The sequence below is a fragment of the Microbacterium sp. PI-1 genome, from assembly GCF_004337555.1.
Classification (GTDB): domain Bacteria; phylum Actinomycetota; class Actinomycetes; order Actinomycetales; family Microbacteriaceae; genus Microbacterium; species Microbacterium aurugineum.
Genome location: NZ_SJYZ01000010.1, coordinates 26,303 through 44,049, shown reverse-complemented (window position 1 = coordinate 44,049; position 17,747 = coordinate 26,303). Strand labels below are relative to the sequence as shown.

At 67.2% G+C, this 17,747-nt stretch carries 22 protein-coding genes; 21 read left to right on the top strand and 1 reads right to left on the bottom strand.

The features are described 5' to 3' along the window. Positions 1-18 precede the first annotated feature (18 nt). From rpsE to rplQ, 13 genes are all read left to right on the top strand, one after another. Positions 19-696, top strand: a complete 678-nt coding sequence (gene rpsE / locus E0W80_RS10215; RefSeq protein WP_269319678.1) for a 30S ribosomal protein S5 — start codon at positions 19-21, stop codon at positions 694-696. After that, complete coding sequence (gene rpmD, locus E0W80_RS10210) at positions 696-881, top strand: 50S ribosomal protein L30 (protein WP_017201575.1); 186 nt, start codon at positions 696-698, stop codon at positions 879-881. Before rpsE ends, rpmD begins: the two co-directional genes overlap by 1 nt. Further along, the gene (gene rplO, locus E0W80_RS10205; protein ID WP_052193795.1) at positions 881-1,516 is read left to right on the top strand and encodes a 50S ribosomal protein L15; all 636 of its coding nucleotides are present in this window, start codon (positions 881-883) and stop codon (positions 1,514-1,516) included. Before rpmD ends, rplO begins: the two co-directional genes overlap by 1 nt. 183 nt (positions 1,517-1,699) lie before the next feature. Beyond that, entirely contained in the window at positions 1,700-3,022 is a 1,323-nt protein-coding gene (gene secY / locus E0W80_RS10200) for a preprotein translocase subunit SecY (protein WP_047524101.1), read from the top strand. Beyond that, positions 3,019-3,624 (top strand): adenylate kinase, encoded by a 606-nt coding sequence (locus E0W80_RS10195; RefSeq protein ID WP_131492368.1) that lies wholly within the window; start codon positions 3,019-3,021, stop codon positions 3,622-3,624. Before secY ends, E0W80_RS10195 begins: the two co-directional genes overlap by 4 nt. Position 3,625: 1 nt before the next feature. Then, positions 3,626-4,477 carry a type I methionyl aminopeptidase gene (map, locus tag E0W80_RS10190; protein ID WP_131492367.1) on the top strand — a complete coding sequence of 284 codons (852 nt, stop codon included), beginning with the start codon at positions 3,626-3,628 and terminating at the stop codon, positions 4,475-4,477. Beyond that, a complete protein-coding gene (locus tag E0W80_RS10185) occupies positions 4,477-5,142 on the top strand; it encodes a thioredoxin domain-containing protein (RefSeq protein ID WP_131492366.1) in 666 nt (221 codons plus the stop codon). The genes map and E0W80_RS10185 overlap by 1 nt, the downstream gene beginning before the upstream one ends. A gap of 164 nt (positions 5,143-5,306) precedes the next feature. Then, a complete protein-coding gene (infA, locus tag E0W80_RS10180; protein WP_017201569.1) occupies positions 5,307-5,528 on the top strand; it encodes a translation initiation factor IF-1 in 222 nt (73 codons plus the stop codon). 64 nt (positions 5,529-5,592) lie between these two features. Then, complete coding sequence (rpmJ, locus tag E0W80_RS10175) at positions 5,593-5,709, top strand: 50S ribosomal protein L36 (RefSeq protein ID WP_005050492.1); 117 nt, start codon at positions 5,593-5,595, stop codon at positions 5,707-5,709. A gap of 148 nt (positions 5,710-5,857) precedes the next feature. Beyond that, a complete protein-coding gene (gene rpsM / locus E0W80_RS10170; RefSeq protein WP_047524098.1) occupies positions 5,858-6,232 on the top strand; it encodes a 30S ribosomal protein S13 in 375 nt (124 codons plus the stop codon). Positions 6,233-6,263: 31 nt separating this feature from the next. Beyond that, positions 6,264-6,662 carry a 30S ribosomal protein S11 gene (gene rpsK / locus E0W80_RS10165; protein WP_017829189.1) on the top strand — a complete coding sequence of 133 codons (399 nt, stop codon included), beginning with the start codon at positions 6,264-6,266 and terminating at the stop codon, positions 6,660-6,662. Between the two features lie 133 nt (positions 6,663-6,795). Beyond that, positions 6,796-7,785 (top strand): DNA-directed RNA polymerase subunit alpha, encoded by a 990-nt coding sequence (locus tag E0W80_RS10160; protein WP_047524097.1) that lies wholly within the window; start codon positions 6,796-6,798, stop codon positions 7,783-7,785. Between the two features lie 33 nt (positions 7,786-7,818). Further along, positions 7,819-8,376, top strand: a complete 558-nt coding sequence (rplQ, locus tag E0W80_RS10155) for a 50S ribosomal protein L17 (protein ID WP_131492365.1) — start codon at positions 7,819-7,821, stop codon at positions 8,374-8,376. Between the two features lie 86 nt (positions 8,377-8,462). Here rplQ and E0W80_RS10150 read toward each other — a convergent pair whose 3' ends face one another. Beyond that, complete coding sequence (locus tag E0W80_RS10150) at positions 8,463-9,008, bottom strand: XRE family transcriptional regulator (protein WP_205802331.1); 546 nt, start codon at positions 9,006-9,008, stop codon at positions 8,463-8,465. A 176-nt stretch (positions 9,009-9,184) separates the two neighbouring features. On the opposite strand from E0W80_RS10150, the gene E0W80_RS10145 reads away from it, so the two are divergent. The 8 genes from E0W80_RS10145 (at position 9,185) to E0W80_RS10110 (ending at position 17,742) form a co-directional block, all read left to right on the top strand. Then, complete coding sequence (locus E0W80_RS10145; RefSeq protein WP_131492364.1) at positions 9,185-10,783, top strand: ABC transporter substrate-binding protein; 1,599 nt, start codon at positions 9,185-9,187, stop codon at positions 10,781-10,783. A gap of 80 nt (positions 10,784-10,863) precedes the next feature. After that, positions 10,864-11,886, top strand: a complete 1,023-nt coding sequence (locus E0W80_RS10140) for an ABC transporter permease (RefSeq protein WP_131492363.1) — start codon at positions 10,864-10,866, stop codon at positions 11,884-11,886. Further along, positions 11,883-12,785 carry an ABC transporter permease gene (locus tag E0W80_RS10135; protein ID WP_131492362.1) on the top strand — a complete coding sequence of 301 codons (903 nt, stop codon included), beginning with the start codon at positions 11,883-11,885 and terminating at the stop codon, positions 12,783-12,785. The genes E0W80_RS10140 and E0W80_RS10135 overlap by 4 nt, the downstream gene beginning before the upstream one ends. Further along, a complete protein-coding gene (locus tag E0W80_RS10130; RefSeq protein ID WP_131492361.1) occupies positions 12,785-13,609 on the top strand; it encodes an ABC transporter ATP-binding protein in 825 nt (274 codons plus the stop codon). Before E0W80_RS10135 ends, E0W80_RS10130 begins: the two co-directional genes overlap by 1 nt. After that, positions 13,606-14,442 (top strand): ABC transporter ATP-binding protein, encoded by an 837-nt coding sequence (locus E0W80_RS10125; RefSeq protein WP_131492360.1) that lies wholly within the window; start codon positions 13,606-13,608, stop codon positions 14,440-14,442. The genes E0W80_RS10130 and E0W80_RS10125 overlap by 4 nt, the downstream gene beginning before the upstream one ends. Next, positions 14,439-15,665, top strand: coding sequence for an amidohydrolase family protein (locus tag E0W80_RS10120; protein WP_131492359.1), 1,227 nt, complete (start codon positions 14,439-14,441; stop codon positions 15,663-15,665). The genes E0W80_RS10125 and E0W80_RS10120 overlap by 4 nt, the downstream gene beginning before the upstream one ends. Continuing rightward, the gene (locus E0W80_RS10115; RefSeq protein WP_131492358.1) at positions 15,662-17,356 is read left to right on the top strand and encodes a DUF885 domain-containing protein; all 1,695 of its coding nucleotides are present in this window, start codon (positions 15,662-15,664) and stop codon (positions 17,354-17,356) included. Before E0W80_RS10120 ends, E0W80_RS10115 begins: the two co-directional genes overlap by 4 nt. Further along, a complete protein-coding gene (locus tag E0W80_RS10110; protein ID WP_131492357.1) occupies positions 17,353-17,742 on the top strand; it encodes a nuclear transport factor 2 family protein in 390 nt (129 codons plus the stop codon). The genes E0W80_RS10115 and E0W80_RS10110 overlap by 4 nt, the downstream gene beginning before the upstream one ends. Positions 17,743-17,747: the final 5 nt, after the last annotated feature.

Sequence of the window (17,747 nt, the reverse complement as noted above, 5' to 3'; positions counted from 1 at the left end):
GACAACAAGGAGAACGAAGTGACCGAAGCGGCTGCTGCCACTTCCGAGACGGCTGCAGGCACCACGCAGGCAGAGCCGGCTCGCGATCAGCGCGACGGCCGCCGTGGTGGCCGTGGTGACCGCAACCAGGGTGGCCGCGACCGCAACTCGCGCGACCGTGGTGACAACCAGTTCCTGGAGCGCGTCGTCACCATCAACCGTGTCTCGAAGGTCGTGAAGGGTGGTCGTCGCTTCAGCTTCACCGCTCTCGTGGTCGTCGGTGACGGCAACGGTCTGGTCGGCGTCGGCTACGGCAAGGCCCGTGAGGTCCCCCTGGCCATCTCGAAGGGTGTCGAAGAGGCCAAGCGCAACTTCTTCCGCGTTCCGCGCGTCGGCAGCACCATCCCGCATCCCGTGCAGGGTGAGGCCGCCGCTGGTGTGGTCCTGCTCCGCCCGGCCGCTGCCGGTACCGGTGTCATCGCCGGTGGTCCGGTCCGCGCCGTGCTCGAGTGCGCCGGTATCCACGACGTGCTGTCGAAGTCGCTCGGCTCGTCGAACACGATCAACATCGTGCACGCGACGGTCACCGCCCTGAAGCAGCTCGAGGAGCCTCGTGCGGTCGCCGCACGTCGTGGCCTCGAGTTCGACCAGGTCGCCCCTGCGCGTCTCGTCCGCGCCGAGGCCGAGGCCATCGCCGCACAGAAGGTAGGTGCCTGATGGCCGCGCGACTGAAGGTCACGCAGATCAAGTCCAAGGTGAGCGAGAAGCAGAACCAGCGCGACACGCTGCGCAGCCTCGGTCTCAAGCGGATCGGTGACACCACCGTCCGCCCCGACGACGCGCAGACGCGCGGTTACGTCAAGACCGTCGCCCACCTCGTCAAGGTTGAGGAGATCGACTAATGGCTGAGAAGAACGAGGCCGTCGAGGCTGAGAAGGCCCCGAAGAAGGCTGCAGCCCCCAAGGCTGCTGCCGAGAAGAAGCCTGCTGCGAAGAAGGCTCCGGCCAAGAGCGCAGCAGCCGACGCCAAGGCTGAGGCTCCCGCCAAGAAGCCGGCTGCCAAGAAGGCTGCGCCCGCGAAGGACGCTCCGGCGTCCCGCCCCGGCGTGCTGAAGGTGCACCACCTGCGTCCCGTCCCCGGATCCAACACCGCCAAGACTCGCGTCGGCCGTGGTGAGGGCTCCAAGGGTAAGACCGCTGGTCGTGGTACCAAGGGCACCAAGGCGCGCAACACCGTTCGCGTCGGCTTCGAGGGTGGGCAGATGCCGCTGCACATGCGCACCCCGAAGCTGCGCGGGTTCAAGAACCCGTTCCGCGTGGAGTACCAGGTCGTGAACCTGGAGAAGCTCGCGGAGCTGTACCCCAAGGGTGGCGACGTCACCGTGGGCGACCTGGTCGCCAAGGGTGCCGTTCGCAAGAACGAGAAGGTCAAGGTTCTCGGTAACGGCGACATCGCCGTGAAGCTCACCGTTTCGGTCGACAAGGTCTCGGGTTCCGCCGAGCAGAAGATCGTCGCGGCGGGCGGATCCGTCAAGTAACCGCAGTGCAAGAGGGGCCGGAGATTCTCCGGCCCCTCTTGTGGTTTCACACTCCGAGACCTCGCTCTGGGGCCGCATCCGGCGGGCCTGGTATCGGTGGCGAATTCCGGGAAGCCCGGTTTGCGTTACCCTGGTCTTTCAGCCGTCCTTCGGGAATCGGCAACCTTTTCAGGAGGAACGTCCTTGTTTAGCGCCATCGCGCGGATCTTCCGCACCCCCGACCTGCGTCGGAAGATCGGTTTCACCCTCGCCATCATCGCGATCTACCGGCTCGGCTCCAACGTCCCGGCACCGTTCGTGAACTTCCCGAACGTCGAAGAGTGTCTCGCCGCCAACGCGGGCACCGATGGTCTGCTCGGACTGGTCAACCTCTTCTCCGGTGGCGCGCTGCTGCAGCTGTCGATCTTCGCGCTCGGTGTCATGCCGTACATCACCGCGACGATCATCACGCAGCTCCTGCGCGTGGTCATCCCGCACTTCGAGGCGCTGCACAAGGAAGGCCAGGCCGGTCAGGCCCGCCTGACCCAGTACACGCGCTACCTCACGATCGCTCTCGCGCTGCTCCAGTCGACGACCCTCGTCACGGTCGCGCGCAGCGGTCAGCTCTTCGGGACGACAGATCTCGCCGCCTGCCAGCAGCTCCTGACCAACGACGTGTGGTGGGCGCAGCTGCTCATCATCATGGCGATGACGGCCGGTACCGGTCTGATCATGTGGTTCGCCGAGCTCGTCACCGAGCGCGGCATCGGCAACGGCATGTCCCTGCTCATCTTCACCTCGATCGCCGCGACGTTCCCCGGCGCCATGGGGCTCATCTGGCAGACCAAGGGCTTCGAGGTCTTCCTCCTGGTGCTGCTCGTCGGAATCGTCGTGATGGGACTCGTCGTCTTCGTCGAGCAATCCCAGCGAAGGATCCCGGTCCAATACGCCAAGCGCATGGTCGGTCGCCGTACCTATGGCGGGACGAACACCTACATCCCGATCAAGGTCAACATGGCGGGTGTGATCCCCGTGATCTTCGCGTCGTCGCTGCTCTACATCCCCGCGCTCATCGCTCAGTTCAACACCCCGCAGGACGGCTCGACGCCGCCCGCCTGGGTCTCGTGGATCAGCGCGAACTTCACGACGGGCAACAGCCCGGTCTACATGGCCGCGTACTTCCTGCTGATCATCGGCTTCACCTACTTCTACGTGGCGATCACGTTCAACCCGGTCGAGGTCGCGGACAACATGAAGAAGTACGGCGGCTTCATCCCGGGCATCCGTGCAGGGCGTCCCACGGCCGAGTACCTCGACTACGTGCTCACCCGCATCACGCTTCCCGGCTCGCTGTACCTCGGTCTGATCGCGCTCATCCCGCTGATCGCTCTGGCCACGGTCGGCGCCAACCAGAACTTCCCGTTCGGTGGCGCGTCGATCCTGATCATCGTCGGTGTCGGTCTCGAGACGGTCAAGCAGATCGATGCGCAGCTCCAGCAGCGTCACTATGAAGGGCTTCTCCGATGACAGCATCCGCACGTCTTCTCATCGTCGGCCCGCAGGGCTCCGGAAAGGGCACGCAGGGCGTGCGCATCGCCGAGTCCTACGGCATCCCGGTCGTGTCGACCGGTGACATCTTCCGCGCGAACATCAAGGAGGGCACGCCTCTCGGCCAGCAGGTCACAGCGATCCTCGACAAGGGCGACCTCGTTCCGGACGAGCTGACGAGCGAGATCGTGCGCGACCGGCTTTCGCAGCCCGACGCCGCGCGGGGCTTCCTGCTCGACGGGTACCCGCGCAACACCGCGCAGGTCGCTCACCTGGAGTCGTTCCTCGCGGAGCGGGGGGAGGCCCTCGACGCCGTCATCCTCCTCGACGTGCCGCGCGAGGAGAGCCTGTCGCGTCTGTCCCTGCGCGCGACCGAGCAGGGACGTTCGGATGACACCCCGGAGGCCATCGGCCACCGGCTCGACATCTACGAGCGCGAGACCGCGCCGATCCTCGAGGTCTACGGCGCCAAGGGCATCGTCGACCGCATCGACGGTGTCGGCTCCCTCGACGAGATCACCGAGCGCATCGCGGATGCTCTGGCCGCGCGCGGTCTGCGTCTCGCGGCCTCCGCCTCCTGAGATGTTCCGCCGGTCGATCTACAAGACCCCGGCTCAACTGCGAGCCATGGTCGAGCCCGGGCTCATCACCGCCGCAGCACTGGACGCCGTCCGCCCGATGATCAAGGCCGGCGTCACCACGCTGGAGCTCGACACCGTCGCGAACCGCGCGATCTTGTCACGCGGTGCGGAGTCCAACTTCCAACTCGTGCGCGGCTACCACCACACCACCTGCATCTCGGTGAATGAGCAGGTCGTCCACGGCATCCCGGGGGAGCGGGTGCTGCAGCCGGGGGACATCGTCTCCGTCGACTGCGGTGCGCAGTTCCAGGGATGGAACGGCGACAGTGCCATCACCGTCGTGGTGCCCGATCCGGAGCGGCCCGAACTGGTCGCACAGCGCGAGGAGCTCTCCCGCGTCACGGAGGGCTCGATGTGGGCCGGAATCGCCGCCATGGCATCCGCGTCGTCGATCGATGAGATCGGTGCGGCCATCCAGGGGTACATCGAGGCGCAGGGCCCTTCCGCGGTCTCCGGTGAGCCGTACGGCATCCTTCGCGAGTACGTCGGTCACGGCATCGGGCGCAAGATGCACGAGGCCCCCAGCGTCTTCAACTACCGCACACCCGATCGCGGGGAAGACGTCAAACCGGGACTCGTGCTCGCGATCGAGCCGATGGTCACCGCCGGCGGAGAAGCGACCTTCATCGAAGAGGATGACTGGACCGTCACGACCGTCGACGGAACCGATGGCTCCCATTGGGAACATAGCGTCGCCCTGCATGATGGAGGTATCTGGGTGCTGACCGCGCCCGATGGTGGAAGAGCCGGACTCGCCCCGTTCGGGGTCGAGCCTCGAGAGATCGGAAAGTAATGGCAGCGGCGAAGAGCAACACCAACTGGTTCGCGATCGGCGTCTCCATCGCCGTGGTCGTGGTGCTGGTGGCGATCGGTGGACTCGTGGTGTTCCTCAACAACCAGGCGACCTCACCCGGCGCCGCACCCAGTGCCAACGACACGTTCGACCCGGAGACGGGCGCGATCTCCTTCGGGGACGGTGAAGACACGGTCGCGGTGTTCCTGGACTTCCAGTGCCCCATCTGCAAGAGCTTCGAGGATCAGTACGGAGAGCAGCTGGAGGCGGCTGCGGCAGACGGGCGCATCACGCTCGAGTACCACCCGATCGCGATCCTCGACCGTTTCTCGCAGGGCACGGACTTCTCGTCGCGCTCTGCCGGTGCGGCCTTCTGCGTCGCGGAGTCGAACCCTGACCTGTACCTCGATTTCGCGAAGACGCTGTTCGAGAACCAGCCGGCGGAGAACTCTTCCGGTCTCACGAACGACCAGATCGCCGGCTTCGCGACACAGGTCGGTGCGGACGACGCGGTCTCGTGCATCACCGACGAGACGTACCGCAAGTTCGGTGCGGCGCAGGCGAAGGCCCACGAGATCGCCGGAACGCCGACCATCGAGGTCAACGGCGAGCGTCTCGACCTCCAGGCCGGGGACATCTCCAAGATGGAGCAGCTGATCGGCTGACCGGTCGGCTTCCCGCCCCGGACGCCCGAGTTGCCGGATGGTAATCGAGCGTCTAACATAGATCTTTGGTGCTTTGTGCCTTGATTCGGCGTGTCCGTCGGTGCAGCACCACAACCCATTCACCCACCGCAGATCGACCGATCTGCAGAAGCGTCAGCGAGGCTATGGCTAAGAAAGACGGTGTCATCGAGATCGAGGGCGTGATCTCCGAGGCTCTGCCCAACGCGATGTTCCGCGTTGAGCTCAGCAACGGACACAAGGTCCTTGCAACGATCTCCGGCAAGATGCGGCAGAACTACATCCGTATCATCCCCGAGGACCGTGTGGTCGTGGAGCTCAGCCCCTACGACCTGACCCGCGGCCGTATCGTCTACCGCTACCGCTGATCGGTCGAGAAGTAACGGCCTGCCCCGGTCCGGGGCGGTACGAAGACAGCGAACAGGAAACATCATGAAGGTCAACCCCAGCGTCAAGCCCATCTGCGATCACTGCAAGGTGATCCGCCGTCACGGCCGCGTCATGGTGATCTGCAAGAGCAACCCGCGTCACAAGCAGCGCCAGGGCTGAGTCCCTCGCTGTGCGGCATCGCTCACGCACATCTCACAACTGAACACACACGACGGCAGGATCAGAACCCGCGGAAGCGGGGGACACCTCGGGCGGAGGCCCGGGCACCGATCCTGTCCCACACCTCCACAACACCCAGGAGAACCGCATGGCACGTCTTGCCGGCGTTGACATCCCGCGCGACAAGCGCGTGGTGATCGCCCTTACCTACATCTACGGCGTCGGCCGTACCCGCTCGGTCGAGATCCTCAAGGCGACGGAGATCGACGAGAGCATCCGCGTGAAGGACCTCAGCGACGACCAGCTGATCGCCCTCCGCGACTACATCGAAGGCAACTACAAGGTGGAGGGTGACCTGCGCCGCGAGGTCGCCGCAGACATCCGCCGCAAGGTCGAGATCGGCTCCTACGAGGGCATCCGCCACCGTCGTGGTCTCCCGGTCCGTGGTCAGCGCACCAAGACCAACGCCCGTACCCGCAAGGGCCCGAAGCGCACCGTCGCAGGCAAGAAGAAGGCCCGCTAAGCGCGGCCCCAGGGACTAGGAGAACATTTTCATGGCTGCACCCAAGGCCGCCGCGCGCAAGCCGCGCCGCAAGGAAAAGAAGAACATCGCGCTGGGCCAGGCCCACATCAAGTCGACGTTCAACAACACCATCGTTTCGATCACCGACCCGTCCGGCGCCGTCATCGCCTGGGCATCGTCGGGTGGCGTGGGCTTCAAGGGCTCCCGCAAGTCGACCCCGTACGCCGCCGGCATGGCAGCCGAGTCCGCAGCCCGTCAGGCCGCGGAGCACGGTGTCAAGAAGGTCGACGTCCTCGTGAAGGGTCCGGGCTCCGGCCGCGAGACGGCGATCCGCTCGCTGCAGGCCGCCGGCCTCGAGGTGGGTTCGATCCAGGACGTCACTCCGCAGGCGCACAACGGTTGCCGCCCGCCGAAGCGTCGCCGCGTCTGATACGCGCTTCGAGCCGCTCGGCCCTCCATGGTCCGAGCGGCTCGACGCCCGCGTACGGGCATCGACTTCCACAACTCAAGACCTCACCCCACCACATGTCATATAGCGGGCATGTGATCGAAAGGAACACAGAGTGCTTATTGCACAGCGTCCCACACTGACCGAGGAAAAGATCGTCGAGAACCGTAGCCGGTTCATCATCGAGCCTCTGGAGCCCGGCTTCGGTTACACGATCGGCAACGCGCTGCGCCGCAGCCTGCTGTCGTCGATCCCCGGTGCTGCTGTCACCAGCGTTCGCATCGACGGCGTGCTGCACGAGTTCAGCACCATCCCCGGCGTGAAGGAGGATGTCACCGAGATCATCCTCAACATCAAGCAGCTCGTCGTCTCCTCGGAGCGCGATGAGCCCATCACCGCGTACCTGCGCAAGACCGGAGCGGGCGAAGTCACCGCCGCCGACATCTCGGCTCCGGCCGGTGTCGAGGTGCACAACCCCGAGCTGGTCATCGCGACGCTCAACGACACCGCCAAGTTCGAGCTCGAGCTCACGATCGAGCGTGGCCGTGGCTACGTCTCCGCGACGCAGAACCGCAACGAGTACGCCGAGGCCGGTCAGATCCCGATCGACTCGATCTACTCGCCGGTCCTCAAGGTCAGCTACCGCGTCGACGCGACCCGTGCCGGGGAGCGCACCGACTTCGACAAGCTCGTCCTGGACGTCGAGACCAAGTCGGCGATCAGCCCCCGCGACGCTGTCGCTTCGGCTGCCAAGACGCTCACCGAGCTGTTCGGTCTCGCCCGCGAGCTGAACGTCGAGGCCGAGGGCATCGAGATCGGCCCGGCGCCGGTGGAGGCTGTGAACTCCAGCGAGCTGTCGATGCCGATCGAGGACCTCGACCTGTCGGTCCGCTCGTACAACTGCCTGAAGCGTGAGGGCATCAACACCGTTTCTGAGCTCGTCGCCCTGTCGGAGACGCAGCTCATGAACATCCGTAATTTCGGCCAGAAGTCGGTCGACGAGGTGCGCGACAAGCTCATCTCGCTCGGTCTGTCGCTCAAGGATTCGGTGCCCGGTTTCGACGGCTCCCACTTCTACGGCGGCAGCGAAGACGAGTCCTTCTGATACCCGACCTTTCTGACCAGGAGTTAGACGATTATGCCCAAGCCCACTAAGGGTCCCCGCCTCGGAGGCGGCCCCGCACACGAGCGCCTCATGCTTGCCAACCTCGCGGCGGCGCTCTACACCCACAAGTCGATCAAGACGACCGAGACCAAGGCGAAGCGCCTTCGTCCCCTCGCTGAGCGTCTGATCACCTTCGCCAAGCGTGGCGACCTGCACGCGCGTCGTCGCGTGCTGTCGGTCATCGGTGACAAGGAAGTCGTGCACATCCTTTTCTCCGAGATCGCGCCGCTCGTCGCCGAGCGGGAGGGTGGCTACACCCGCATCACGAAGGTCGGCAACCGTAAGGGCGACAACGCTCCGATGGCCGTGATCGAGCTCGTCCTCGAGCCCGTCACCCCGAAGGCGAAGTCGACCAAGAAGGCCGCTGCGCCGAAGGCCGAAAAGGTCGAGGAGCCGGCTGAGGTCGTCGAGGAGACGCCCGCTGAGGAGGCTCCCACGGAGGACGCCGCCGACGCCGGTGCCGAGTCGCAGGCCGAGGGCGAAGCCGCTGAGGCTACCGCCGAGGACGCTGTCGAGAAGAAGTCCGAGTAAGCACTTCGCTCACGAAGAAGCCCGCCGCCCCATTCGGGGTGGCGGGCTTCTTCGTTTGCCGGGCCGTGGGCCGCGTCGGGGTCATATCACGGCGATGGCGGAGTGACCGAGACGACGATCGAGGTCATCGCGTCACTGGCGTTCATGTAGCGATGCGGCTGGCGGGAGTCGAAGGTGATCGACTCGCTTCCTACGATGATGTACGTCTGCCCCGCGATCTCGACGGTGAGTTCCCCGCTGATGACGAAGACGCACTCGGTCGACGGGTGGGCCCAGGGGTGTGCGGAGCTCGCGGCCCCCGGGGGGATGTCGGCGGTGAGGACTTCGAGGTCGCCGCGTCCCGGGGTCAGGCGCTCGTAGACGAAGCCCGCGTCGGATCCGCTGAGTCGATGCCGGGCGCCCGGCCGGCTGACGGAAACGTTGGGGGCATCCGGATCGCTGAACAGCGTGGCGATCGAGGCTTCGAACACCTGGGCGAGCTTGCGCAGCGAACCGAGACTCGGGTCGGCCGAGCCGCTCTCGATCTGGCTGAGCATGCTGACCGAGAGGCCGGACAGGTCGGAGAGCTGCCGCAGGGTGAGACCCTTCGCGGCCCTGAGGGATTTGAGGCGTTCGCCGAGCACGTGATTCATCGATCCTTTCGATCGAACGGATGACTGTTGCATCTTCGATTTCAATGTGATTGTATCTTTTAATCGGATTGAAAATCTCGATCAGATTGAAATCCGTTCCCCCGAACGCGCGAGCAACCGGATCAACTTCCCAGAACTCTACTGCGTCCTGCCCCTTGATCACAGGAAGATCGACGATGACTTCATCCTTCGCGAAACCCCTCGCACTGGCCTCATCTCTCGCCGTCGCCGCACTCGTGCTCGCCGGTTGTTCAGCTTCATCGAACAATGCAGCCTCGGGCGGCGGTGGGACCCTCACGGTCGACACCTCGTTCGTGCTGAAGACCCTCGACCCGGGACTCGTCTACGAACAGACCGGCAACATCATCGTGCACGCGCTGTACGACACGCTCGTGACTTACGAGGGCTCCGACGTCACCACTGTCGTGCCGGAGCTCGCCAGCGAGTGGGCGCAGTCCGACGACGGCACGACCTGGACCTTCACGTTGAACCCGGACGCCACGTTCGCCGACGGCTCCGCGGTGACCGCGGAGGATGTCGTGTTCAGCCTCACGCGCCTGCAGAACCTCAAGGGGTCCTCCTCCCAGACCGTCGAGGGGCTGACCTTCGCCGCGGACGGTGACGACACTGTCGTCGTGACCAGCCCGACCCCGAACCCGAACGTCCCGGTCGTCCTCGCGATGCCCGCGGCGAGCATTCTGAACGCCGAGGAGGCAGAGAAGCTCGGCGCGACCGACGCGGCCGATGCAGCCTCCGCGGACACGATCGGCACGCAGCTCGACGAGGTCAGCCTCGGTTCCGGCCCGTACAAGATCAAGAGCTACGACTCGAGTTCGAAGGTCGTGCTCGAGGTGAACGAGGACTACTGGGGCGACGCCCCGGCCTACTCGCGTGTGGTCGTGCAGAACGTCGACGTGCAGAACCAGAAGCTCACGATCTCGCGCGCCAAGGCAGACGAGATCGCCCTGGATCTCTCCGGTCCACAGGCGGCCGAGCTCTCCGACGACCTCCAGGTCTCCGGGGTCGCCGACACTTCCTACTTCCTCAGCGTGAACCAGGATCCCGCCGTCTCGGAGATCACCTCCAACCCGGCGTTCCTCGCGGCGCTGCGTGCCAGCGTCGACGGTGCGGGAATCGCCGAGATCTTCGGCGAGGGCGCGACGGCCGCGGCCGGGCTCGTCCCGCCCGCATTCGGCGGCGCGCTCGACGAGTCCGAGGTGCAGCCGCAGGACATCGAGAAGGCGAAGTCGCTGCTCGAGGAGGCGGGCATCCCCGCACCGAAGGTGAACCTCGTGTACCCGGCGATCACCTATCGTGGCGTCGACCTCGGCACCATCGTCACGAAGGTGCAGCAGGACGCGAAGAAGGCAGGCATCGAGATCGAACTCCAGCCCGAGCCGATCAACGTCTTCCTGCAGTCGCAGTCCGAGGGCAAGAACGAGATCAACTTCTCGCCGAACAGCCTGAACTACCCGGCCGCGGACTCGCTCGTGAACAACATGGCACCCGGCGCCTCGACCTCGACCCGTGCGGGATGGACCGTGGAGCGGGCAGATCCGCGCGCGGTCGAGGCCAGCGACGCCGTGAACGCCGAGGTGACGCCGGAAGGCCGTGCCGAGGCGATGATCGCCTGGCAGAAGGTCATGAACGAGACTTCGCCCTTCGTGGTCCTCGCGAACAACGCCGGCATCGTCGTCGCCACTTCGAACCTGGTCGGTGCGTCGTACACGCCGGCAGGCTGGACGGTCGACCTCGCGGCCATCTCCGCGAAGTAGTCCGCCGCGGTCGGCCGCCTGTCCCTCCTGTCGGGCGGCCGACCTCCGGTTCTCACCACCTCACCGAAGGCGAACGAGCAATGCCAGCCCTCCTGCAGATGATCGGCCGCCGGCTGATCAGCGCGATCATCCTCCTCTGGGGGGTCACCGTCGTGACCTTCGCGCTCATGACCATCGTCCCCGGGGACCCGGCCGCCGCGAACCTGTCGCAGCAGGCCTACGACGACCCCGACCTGCGTGCCGCGTTCGAGCAGAAATGGGGGCTGGACCAGCCCATCTGGGTGCAGTACGGCCGCTACATCGCGAACCTCTTCCAGGGGGATCTCGGTATCTCGCAGCAGACCCACCGCCCGATCACCCAGGACCTCGCGCAGTACATCCCCGCGACGCTCGAGGTGGCGTTGCCCGCCATGATCCTCGCGATCGTCATCGCCGTCGCGCTGGGCATGATCGCCGCCACCCGCAAGGGTTCGGCCATCGACGGAGGCATCCGCGGCGTGTCCCTCATCGGGCTCTCCACCCCGCCGTTCTGGCTCGCGCTCGTCGCGCTGTACGTCTTCTTCTACGCCCTCGGGCTCGTCCCCAACGGCGGGCGCCTCAGCAATGAGTACGACCCACCGCCCACCGTCACCGGTATGTACACGCTGGACGCCGTGTTCGCCGGGCAGTGGGACGTGTTCGCCGACGCCGTCTGGCACCTCGTCCTCCCCGTCGGCATCCTCGCCGCGCTCACCGTCTCGGGCCTGCTGCGCTTCGTGCGCTCCGCCATGATCGAGGTGCTGGACGCCGAGTACATCCGCGCCGCCACCGCGAAGGGACTCCCGGCGCGGACGATCACCTGGCGCCACGTCTTCAAAGCGGGACTGCTTCCAGTGCTCACGGTGACCGGGCTGATGTTCGCCTCCCTGCTCGGTGGCGCCGTGCTCGTCGAGCAGGTGCTCTCGTGGCCGGGACTCGGGCAGTACGCCTACAAGAGCGCCCTCTCGCTCGATCTGCAGGCGATCCTCGGTGTGACGCTGTTCATCGCCGTCGTCTACACCCTGATCAACCTCCTCGTCGACGTGCTGTACACGATCGTGGACCCCCGGATCGGAGCGAAATGACCATCCTGTCCTCGGACACGCTCGCCGTCGCGAAGGAGCCGCGGCGTCGCGGATTCCGTCGCAGCCGCCGGTTCACACCGCGCACCTCGTTCTGGACGCCGGTGACGGTGATCTCCTTCGGCGTGATCGCCGCGTGGATCCTCGCGGCGCTCCTCGCCCCGATCATCGCGCCGTTCGACCCGCTCGAGACGAGCGGACCGTTCCTGGACGCACCGTCGGCCGCGCACTGGATGGGGACGGACGACCTCGGTCGCGACGTGCTGAGTCGAGTGATCTACGGTGCCCAGCTCTCGCTGCCGCTAGCCCTCGCGATCGTCGTGTTCTCGCTGCTCGTCGGCGGGGCCGTCGGCCTCGCGGCCGGGTACTTCGGCAAGGCGGCGGACAACGTGCTGATGCGCGTGGCCGACCTCGTGCTCGCGTTCCCGCAGATCATCCTCGCCATGGCGGTCGCCGCGGCCTTCGGGCCGAGCGTCGGAAACGCCGTGCTCGCCCTCGTGATCGTCTCCTGGCCGCTGTACGCGCGGATCATCCGCAGCTCGGTGCTCAGCGTGCGCGAACAGGAATACGTCTTCTCCGGACGACTGCTCGGGTCGACGACCCTGAAGTCCATCGTCAAGGACGTCATCCCCAACAGCGCCGGCCCCGCGCTCGTGATGGCGACGATCGAGCTCGGCAATGCCATCCTCATGCTCGCCGCGCTCTCGTTCCTCGGCCTCGGCCCCCGGCCCCCGGCTGCGGAATGGGGCGCGATGATCGCCCTCGGCTCGCAGAACCTCGGGAACTGGTGGATCAGCCTGTTCCCCGGTCTCGCGATCCTCACGATCGTGATGGCCTTCAACCTGCTGGGAGACGCGGTCCAGGACTACCTGGATCCCCGCTCACGGAATGCGAGGAAGTGATGAGCGCCGCGACGCTGCTCTCGATCGAGGACCTCTCCGTCGTCATGCCGACGCCGGACGGCGAGATCGAGCTCGTGCACGATACGAGCATCCGGATCGGCCAGGGAGAGGTCGTCGGCCTCGCTGGCGAGAGCGGCTCGGGAAAGAGTATGACGGCCTCGGCGGTCATGGGCATCCTCCCCGAGGGCGCGACCGCCTCCGGCCGGGTGCTGTTTGAAGGGCGGGATCTGCTGACCCTCAGCACCCCGGAGCTCAACGAGGTGCGCGGCAACCGCATCTCGATCGTGTTCCAGGATCCGACCGCCGCACTGCACCCCCTGCTGCGGATCGGCACACAGATCACCGAGCACCTCATCCACCACACCGGCGTGAGCCTGAAGCAGGCACAGGCGCGAGCGATCGAGCTGCTCGATCTCGTGCGCATCCGTGACCCGCACCAGGCGATCACGGCGTACCCGCACCAGTTCTCCGGAGGCATGCGCCAGCGCGCGGCCATCGCGATCGCTCTCGCGTGCGAGCCCCGCCTGCTGATCGCCGACGAACCCACCACCGCTCTCGACGTCACGGTGCAGGCCGGCATCCTCCGCCTGTTCGACCGCCTGGCGCGCGAGACGGGAGTGTCGATGCTGTTCATCACGCACGACCTCGGGGTGATGAGCGCGATCGCCGACCGCACCTACATCTTCAAGGACGGCACCGTCGTTGAGCACGGTCCGACGAACGAGATCCTCAACACCCCGTCGCACGAGTACACCCGCGCGCTGATCGCATCCAGAGCGCAGTCGCTCGCCGCGCAGCGCACCCACCGAGGAGGCGCACGATGAGCGCGTTGGAGATCGACGACGTCGTCGTCACGCACCGCCGACGCGGCGCCCCGCCCGTACACGCGGTGAAGGGCGTCTCGCTGACCGTCGAACGCGGCCAGATCGTCGGGCTCGTGGGGGAGTCGGGATGCGGAAAGTCGTCGCTTGCCCGGGTCGCGGTGGGGATCGACCGTCCGACCTCCGGCACGGTGCGCTTCGACGGCGAGCCGTTGCATCCACTCACGATGCGCCGCCGCCCTAGCCGCGACCGCGGGTTGCAGATGGTGTTCCAGAACCCGTACGCCTCGCTGAGTCCACGTCGCTCGATCGGAGCGCAGCTGCTGGATGGCGCTCCCGATGCGCTCGAACGATCTGCCCGTGCTGCCGAGGTTTCGCGACTGCTGCGACTGGTCGGACTCGACGAGTCGGCCGCCTCTCGCTACCCCACCCAGTTCTCGGGTGGTCAGCGGCAACGGCTCGCGATCGCCCGTGCGCTCGCCGCCCAGCCCAGCGTGGTCGTCGCCGATGAGCCGGTCACGGCCCTCGATGCCTTCTCGTCGGCGCAGATCGTCGAGCTGCTGCAGGGACTCGTTCGCGAACTCGGCATGGCGATGCTGTTCATCTCGCACGACCTGTCGTTGGTGCGGGCCATCGCCGACGAGACCGCCGTGATGTACGCGGGTGAGATCATCGAGCGCGGGCCCAGCGAACAGCTGTGGCAGCACGCAGCGCACCCCTACACGCAGCGCCTCATCGATGCCATCCCGGAGATCGGCCCGACGAAGCGGCTGCCGGGCAGAGAAGAAGACCTCGCGGAGGCCGTCGCGGCCCCCGCCACGGGAGGAGAAGCATGATCACCATCGCCGAGGACCGCCGCGTCCTCCTCACCGGAGCCCGCATCTTCGACGGGCGCTCCGAGTACCTGCGGGACGGGCTCGACATCCTCGTCGACGCCGACGGAGTGATCGCGGGACTCGGCGCCACCGGCACCCTCGACGCCGGCGACGCACGGGTCATCGACCTGGCCGGCCGGATCCTCAGCCCGGGGCTGATCAACATGCACGTGCACCTGGGGCTCGCGCTGCCCGGGACCGCCGGGGCGGAGATCGCCTCCAAGGGCGACACCGACCTGCTGCTGGTGATGGCCGACAGCGCCCGACGCACCCTGCATGCCGGCGTCACCACTGCGCGGCTGGTCGGCGAGAGTCGCTACCTCGACTTCGCCCTGCGCCGCGGTATCGAAGCCGGGATCATAGCGGGCCCACGGCTGTACACCGCCGGACACGCACTGTGCTGCACCGGTGGGCACGGCTGGGAGTCCGACGCGCTGGAGGGCGACGGCGCCGACGACTTGCGCAGACTGACGCGCCTGCAGATCCGTCACGGCGCCGACCTGATCAAGGTCTGCATCTCGGGTGGGATCGCGGGGGAGCACGAGCAGATCGACACTCCGCAGCTGACCGACGACGAGATGGCCGCCGTCATCCAGACCGCGCATGACTGGGGCCGCAAGGTCACCGCGCACGTCGGGCCGTCCGAGACGCTGCGGCGCGCCATCGAACTCGGCCTGGACTGCGTCGAGCACGGCTACGAGCTCACCCGCGAGGTCACCGACCTGATGAGTGAGCGCGGCGTCTGGTACGTGCCGACCATCACGGTCAGCCGGTGCGAGGAGTTCTTCGACGCGCAGGGCGTGCCCACCTGGATGAAGGAGCGGGCGCTCGGGGCGGGTCCGCGTCACTGGGAGAGCCTCGAGAACGCAATCGCGAGCGGGGTGCGCATCGCCATGGGCACCGACATGCCGCCCGCCGCGGACTTCGACGGCACGACCGCGACGGTGCGCGAGATGGAGTTCATGGTCGACGCGGGCATGACCTCGCTGGACGTCATGCGCTCGGCCACCTCGTACGCGGCGGAGCTGCTCGGAGCTGACGACCTCGGCGTCGTCGAGGTCGGTGCGCGAGCGGACTTGATCGCCACAGACACGGATCCGACAGCGGATGTGGCTGCGCTGCGCGGAATCGACTGGGTCATGCAGGGCGGCGCCGTGCTGCGGGACGACCGGGCCGGACGGTGAACACCCCGACCGCGAGCACCCCGACCGCCCGCATCGCCGACGAGTACGTCGCGACGCTCGCCGACCACGAGCCGTCCGCCGCGCAGGCGCTGGGTGCCACCGCGCAGGATCGGTTGCCCGACCTGAGCGCCGAGTGGGCGGTCGAACGCCGCGCGCTCGCCGCGCGCACGCGCGACGCCCTGGCGCACATCGAGCCGACGACCGCGGATGCGGCGTTGCACGCGGCGCTTCGGGAGCGCATGGACAGCGACATCGCCCTGTTCGACACCGGCTTCACGGCGCGGCTGCTCGCACCGCTGGCCACCCCGGTTCATCTGGTGCGCGAGGCGTTCGACGACGTCACCGTCACAGATGATGCCGCCGGCGACGAGATCATCACCCGTCTGTCGGCGGTGCCCCGGGCGCTGACCCAGCTCGACGATCGCCTGAAATGGGCGCGCGCGGCGGGGGAGCGGGGCGAGTTCATCGGCACCGGCATCGCCGCGGAACGGCAGGTGCGCGAGGTCGCGGATCAGATCGCGAGCTGGATCGATCCGGATGGGGTCGACTACTTCCGCTCCCTCCGCGCGACAGACCTGTCCACCTCCCGCCGCAGCGCTCTGGATCGTGCGGCACTCGCTGCGACCGACGCGATGGCGGGGTTCGAGCGGATGCTGCGCGACGAACTGCTGCCCCATGCACCACTGCAGGATGCCGTCGGCGAGAGCGTCTATCGCGCGACCGCGCAGAGCTTCCTCGGCACCGAGCTCGACCTCGACGAGGTGTACGACTACGGCTGGCAAGAACTCGATCGGCTGTGGCGGCAGGCGCGCGGCGTCGCGGGGGAGATCCTCGGCACCGGTTCGCCGGCAGTCGTTTCCGTCGCCGCTCGCGCGCTCGCGCAGGACCCCGGGCACCGCGTCGATGCGGACGCTGTCATCGGCTGGTTGCGTGATCGCCTGGACTGGACCCTGGATCGGGTCGACGGCACGGCCTTCACGCTGCCCGCGGACGTGCGAGATGTCGACATCGTCGTTCCGCGGGCCGCGAAAGGCGTCGTCTACTACACGCCTGGTGCCCCCGACGGCTCGGTGCGCAGCAAGATCGTCTGGACGATCCCCGCCGGAGCGACATCGGTGCCGACCTGGCAGGAGCTCACGAGTCTCCACCATGAGGGCGTCCCCGGCCACCACCTCGAGCACGCGGTGAACCGGGCCAATGCGTCCCTGCATCCCTGGCAGCGCTACCTGTGTGAGATCCACGGCTACGCCGAGGGCTGGGCGCACTACTCGGAGGCCCTATCGGACGAGCTGGGTCTGCTGCGCGATGCCCCGGAACGGCTGGGGATGCTGCTCGGACAGCTGTGGCGCACGGTGCGCATCGTCGCCGACATCGGGCTGCACACCGGTCGGCCGCTGCGGCGCAACGAAGTCACCGACCAGACGGAGTGGACGCCGGCGATCGCCTGCGACTTCCTGGTGCACTACGGCCTCGTCGACCCCGTGACCGCGCGGTTCGAGGTGGACCGCTACCTCGGCTGGCCGGGCCAAGCCCTGGCGTTCAAGGTCGGCGCGAAGCTCTGGGCTGAGGCGCGTGCGGCGAGCACCGCATCCACTCTCGGCTTCCACTCCCGGGCACTCGCGCTCGGACCGATGGGGCTCGCGCCGCTGCGCGAGCGTCTGCTGCAGGATCTGACGAAGGAACACGCATGACCACCACCGCCGAGCTCGAGCACTTCATCGTCGACCTGTACCAGGACCTCGCCGACCGTGCCGCGTTCGATGCGCGCCTCGCCGACGACGTGACGGTGTGGGAGACGCCCTGGCCGACGCTCATGCACGGCATCACCGAACTCGACGAGCTGCGGGGGCCCGCCGCCGACCCCGAAGAGCGCCGGCGGACCCTGCCGAGCGTCGTGCCGACCGGCATCGTCACGAGCAACTTTGGCGACACCGGGGTGATCCGGTATGTGCTCGAGGTGCGCCCTGCGGCAGGCGAGCCGCTGGTCGAGGTCGTGCGCGTCACGGATGTGGTGCGTCGTGACGCCGACGGATGGCGGATCGTGCACCACCACGCCCAGGACATGCCGGTCGAGTGAGTCGC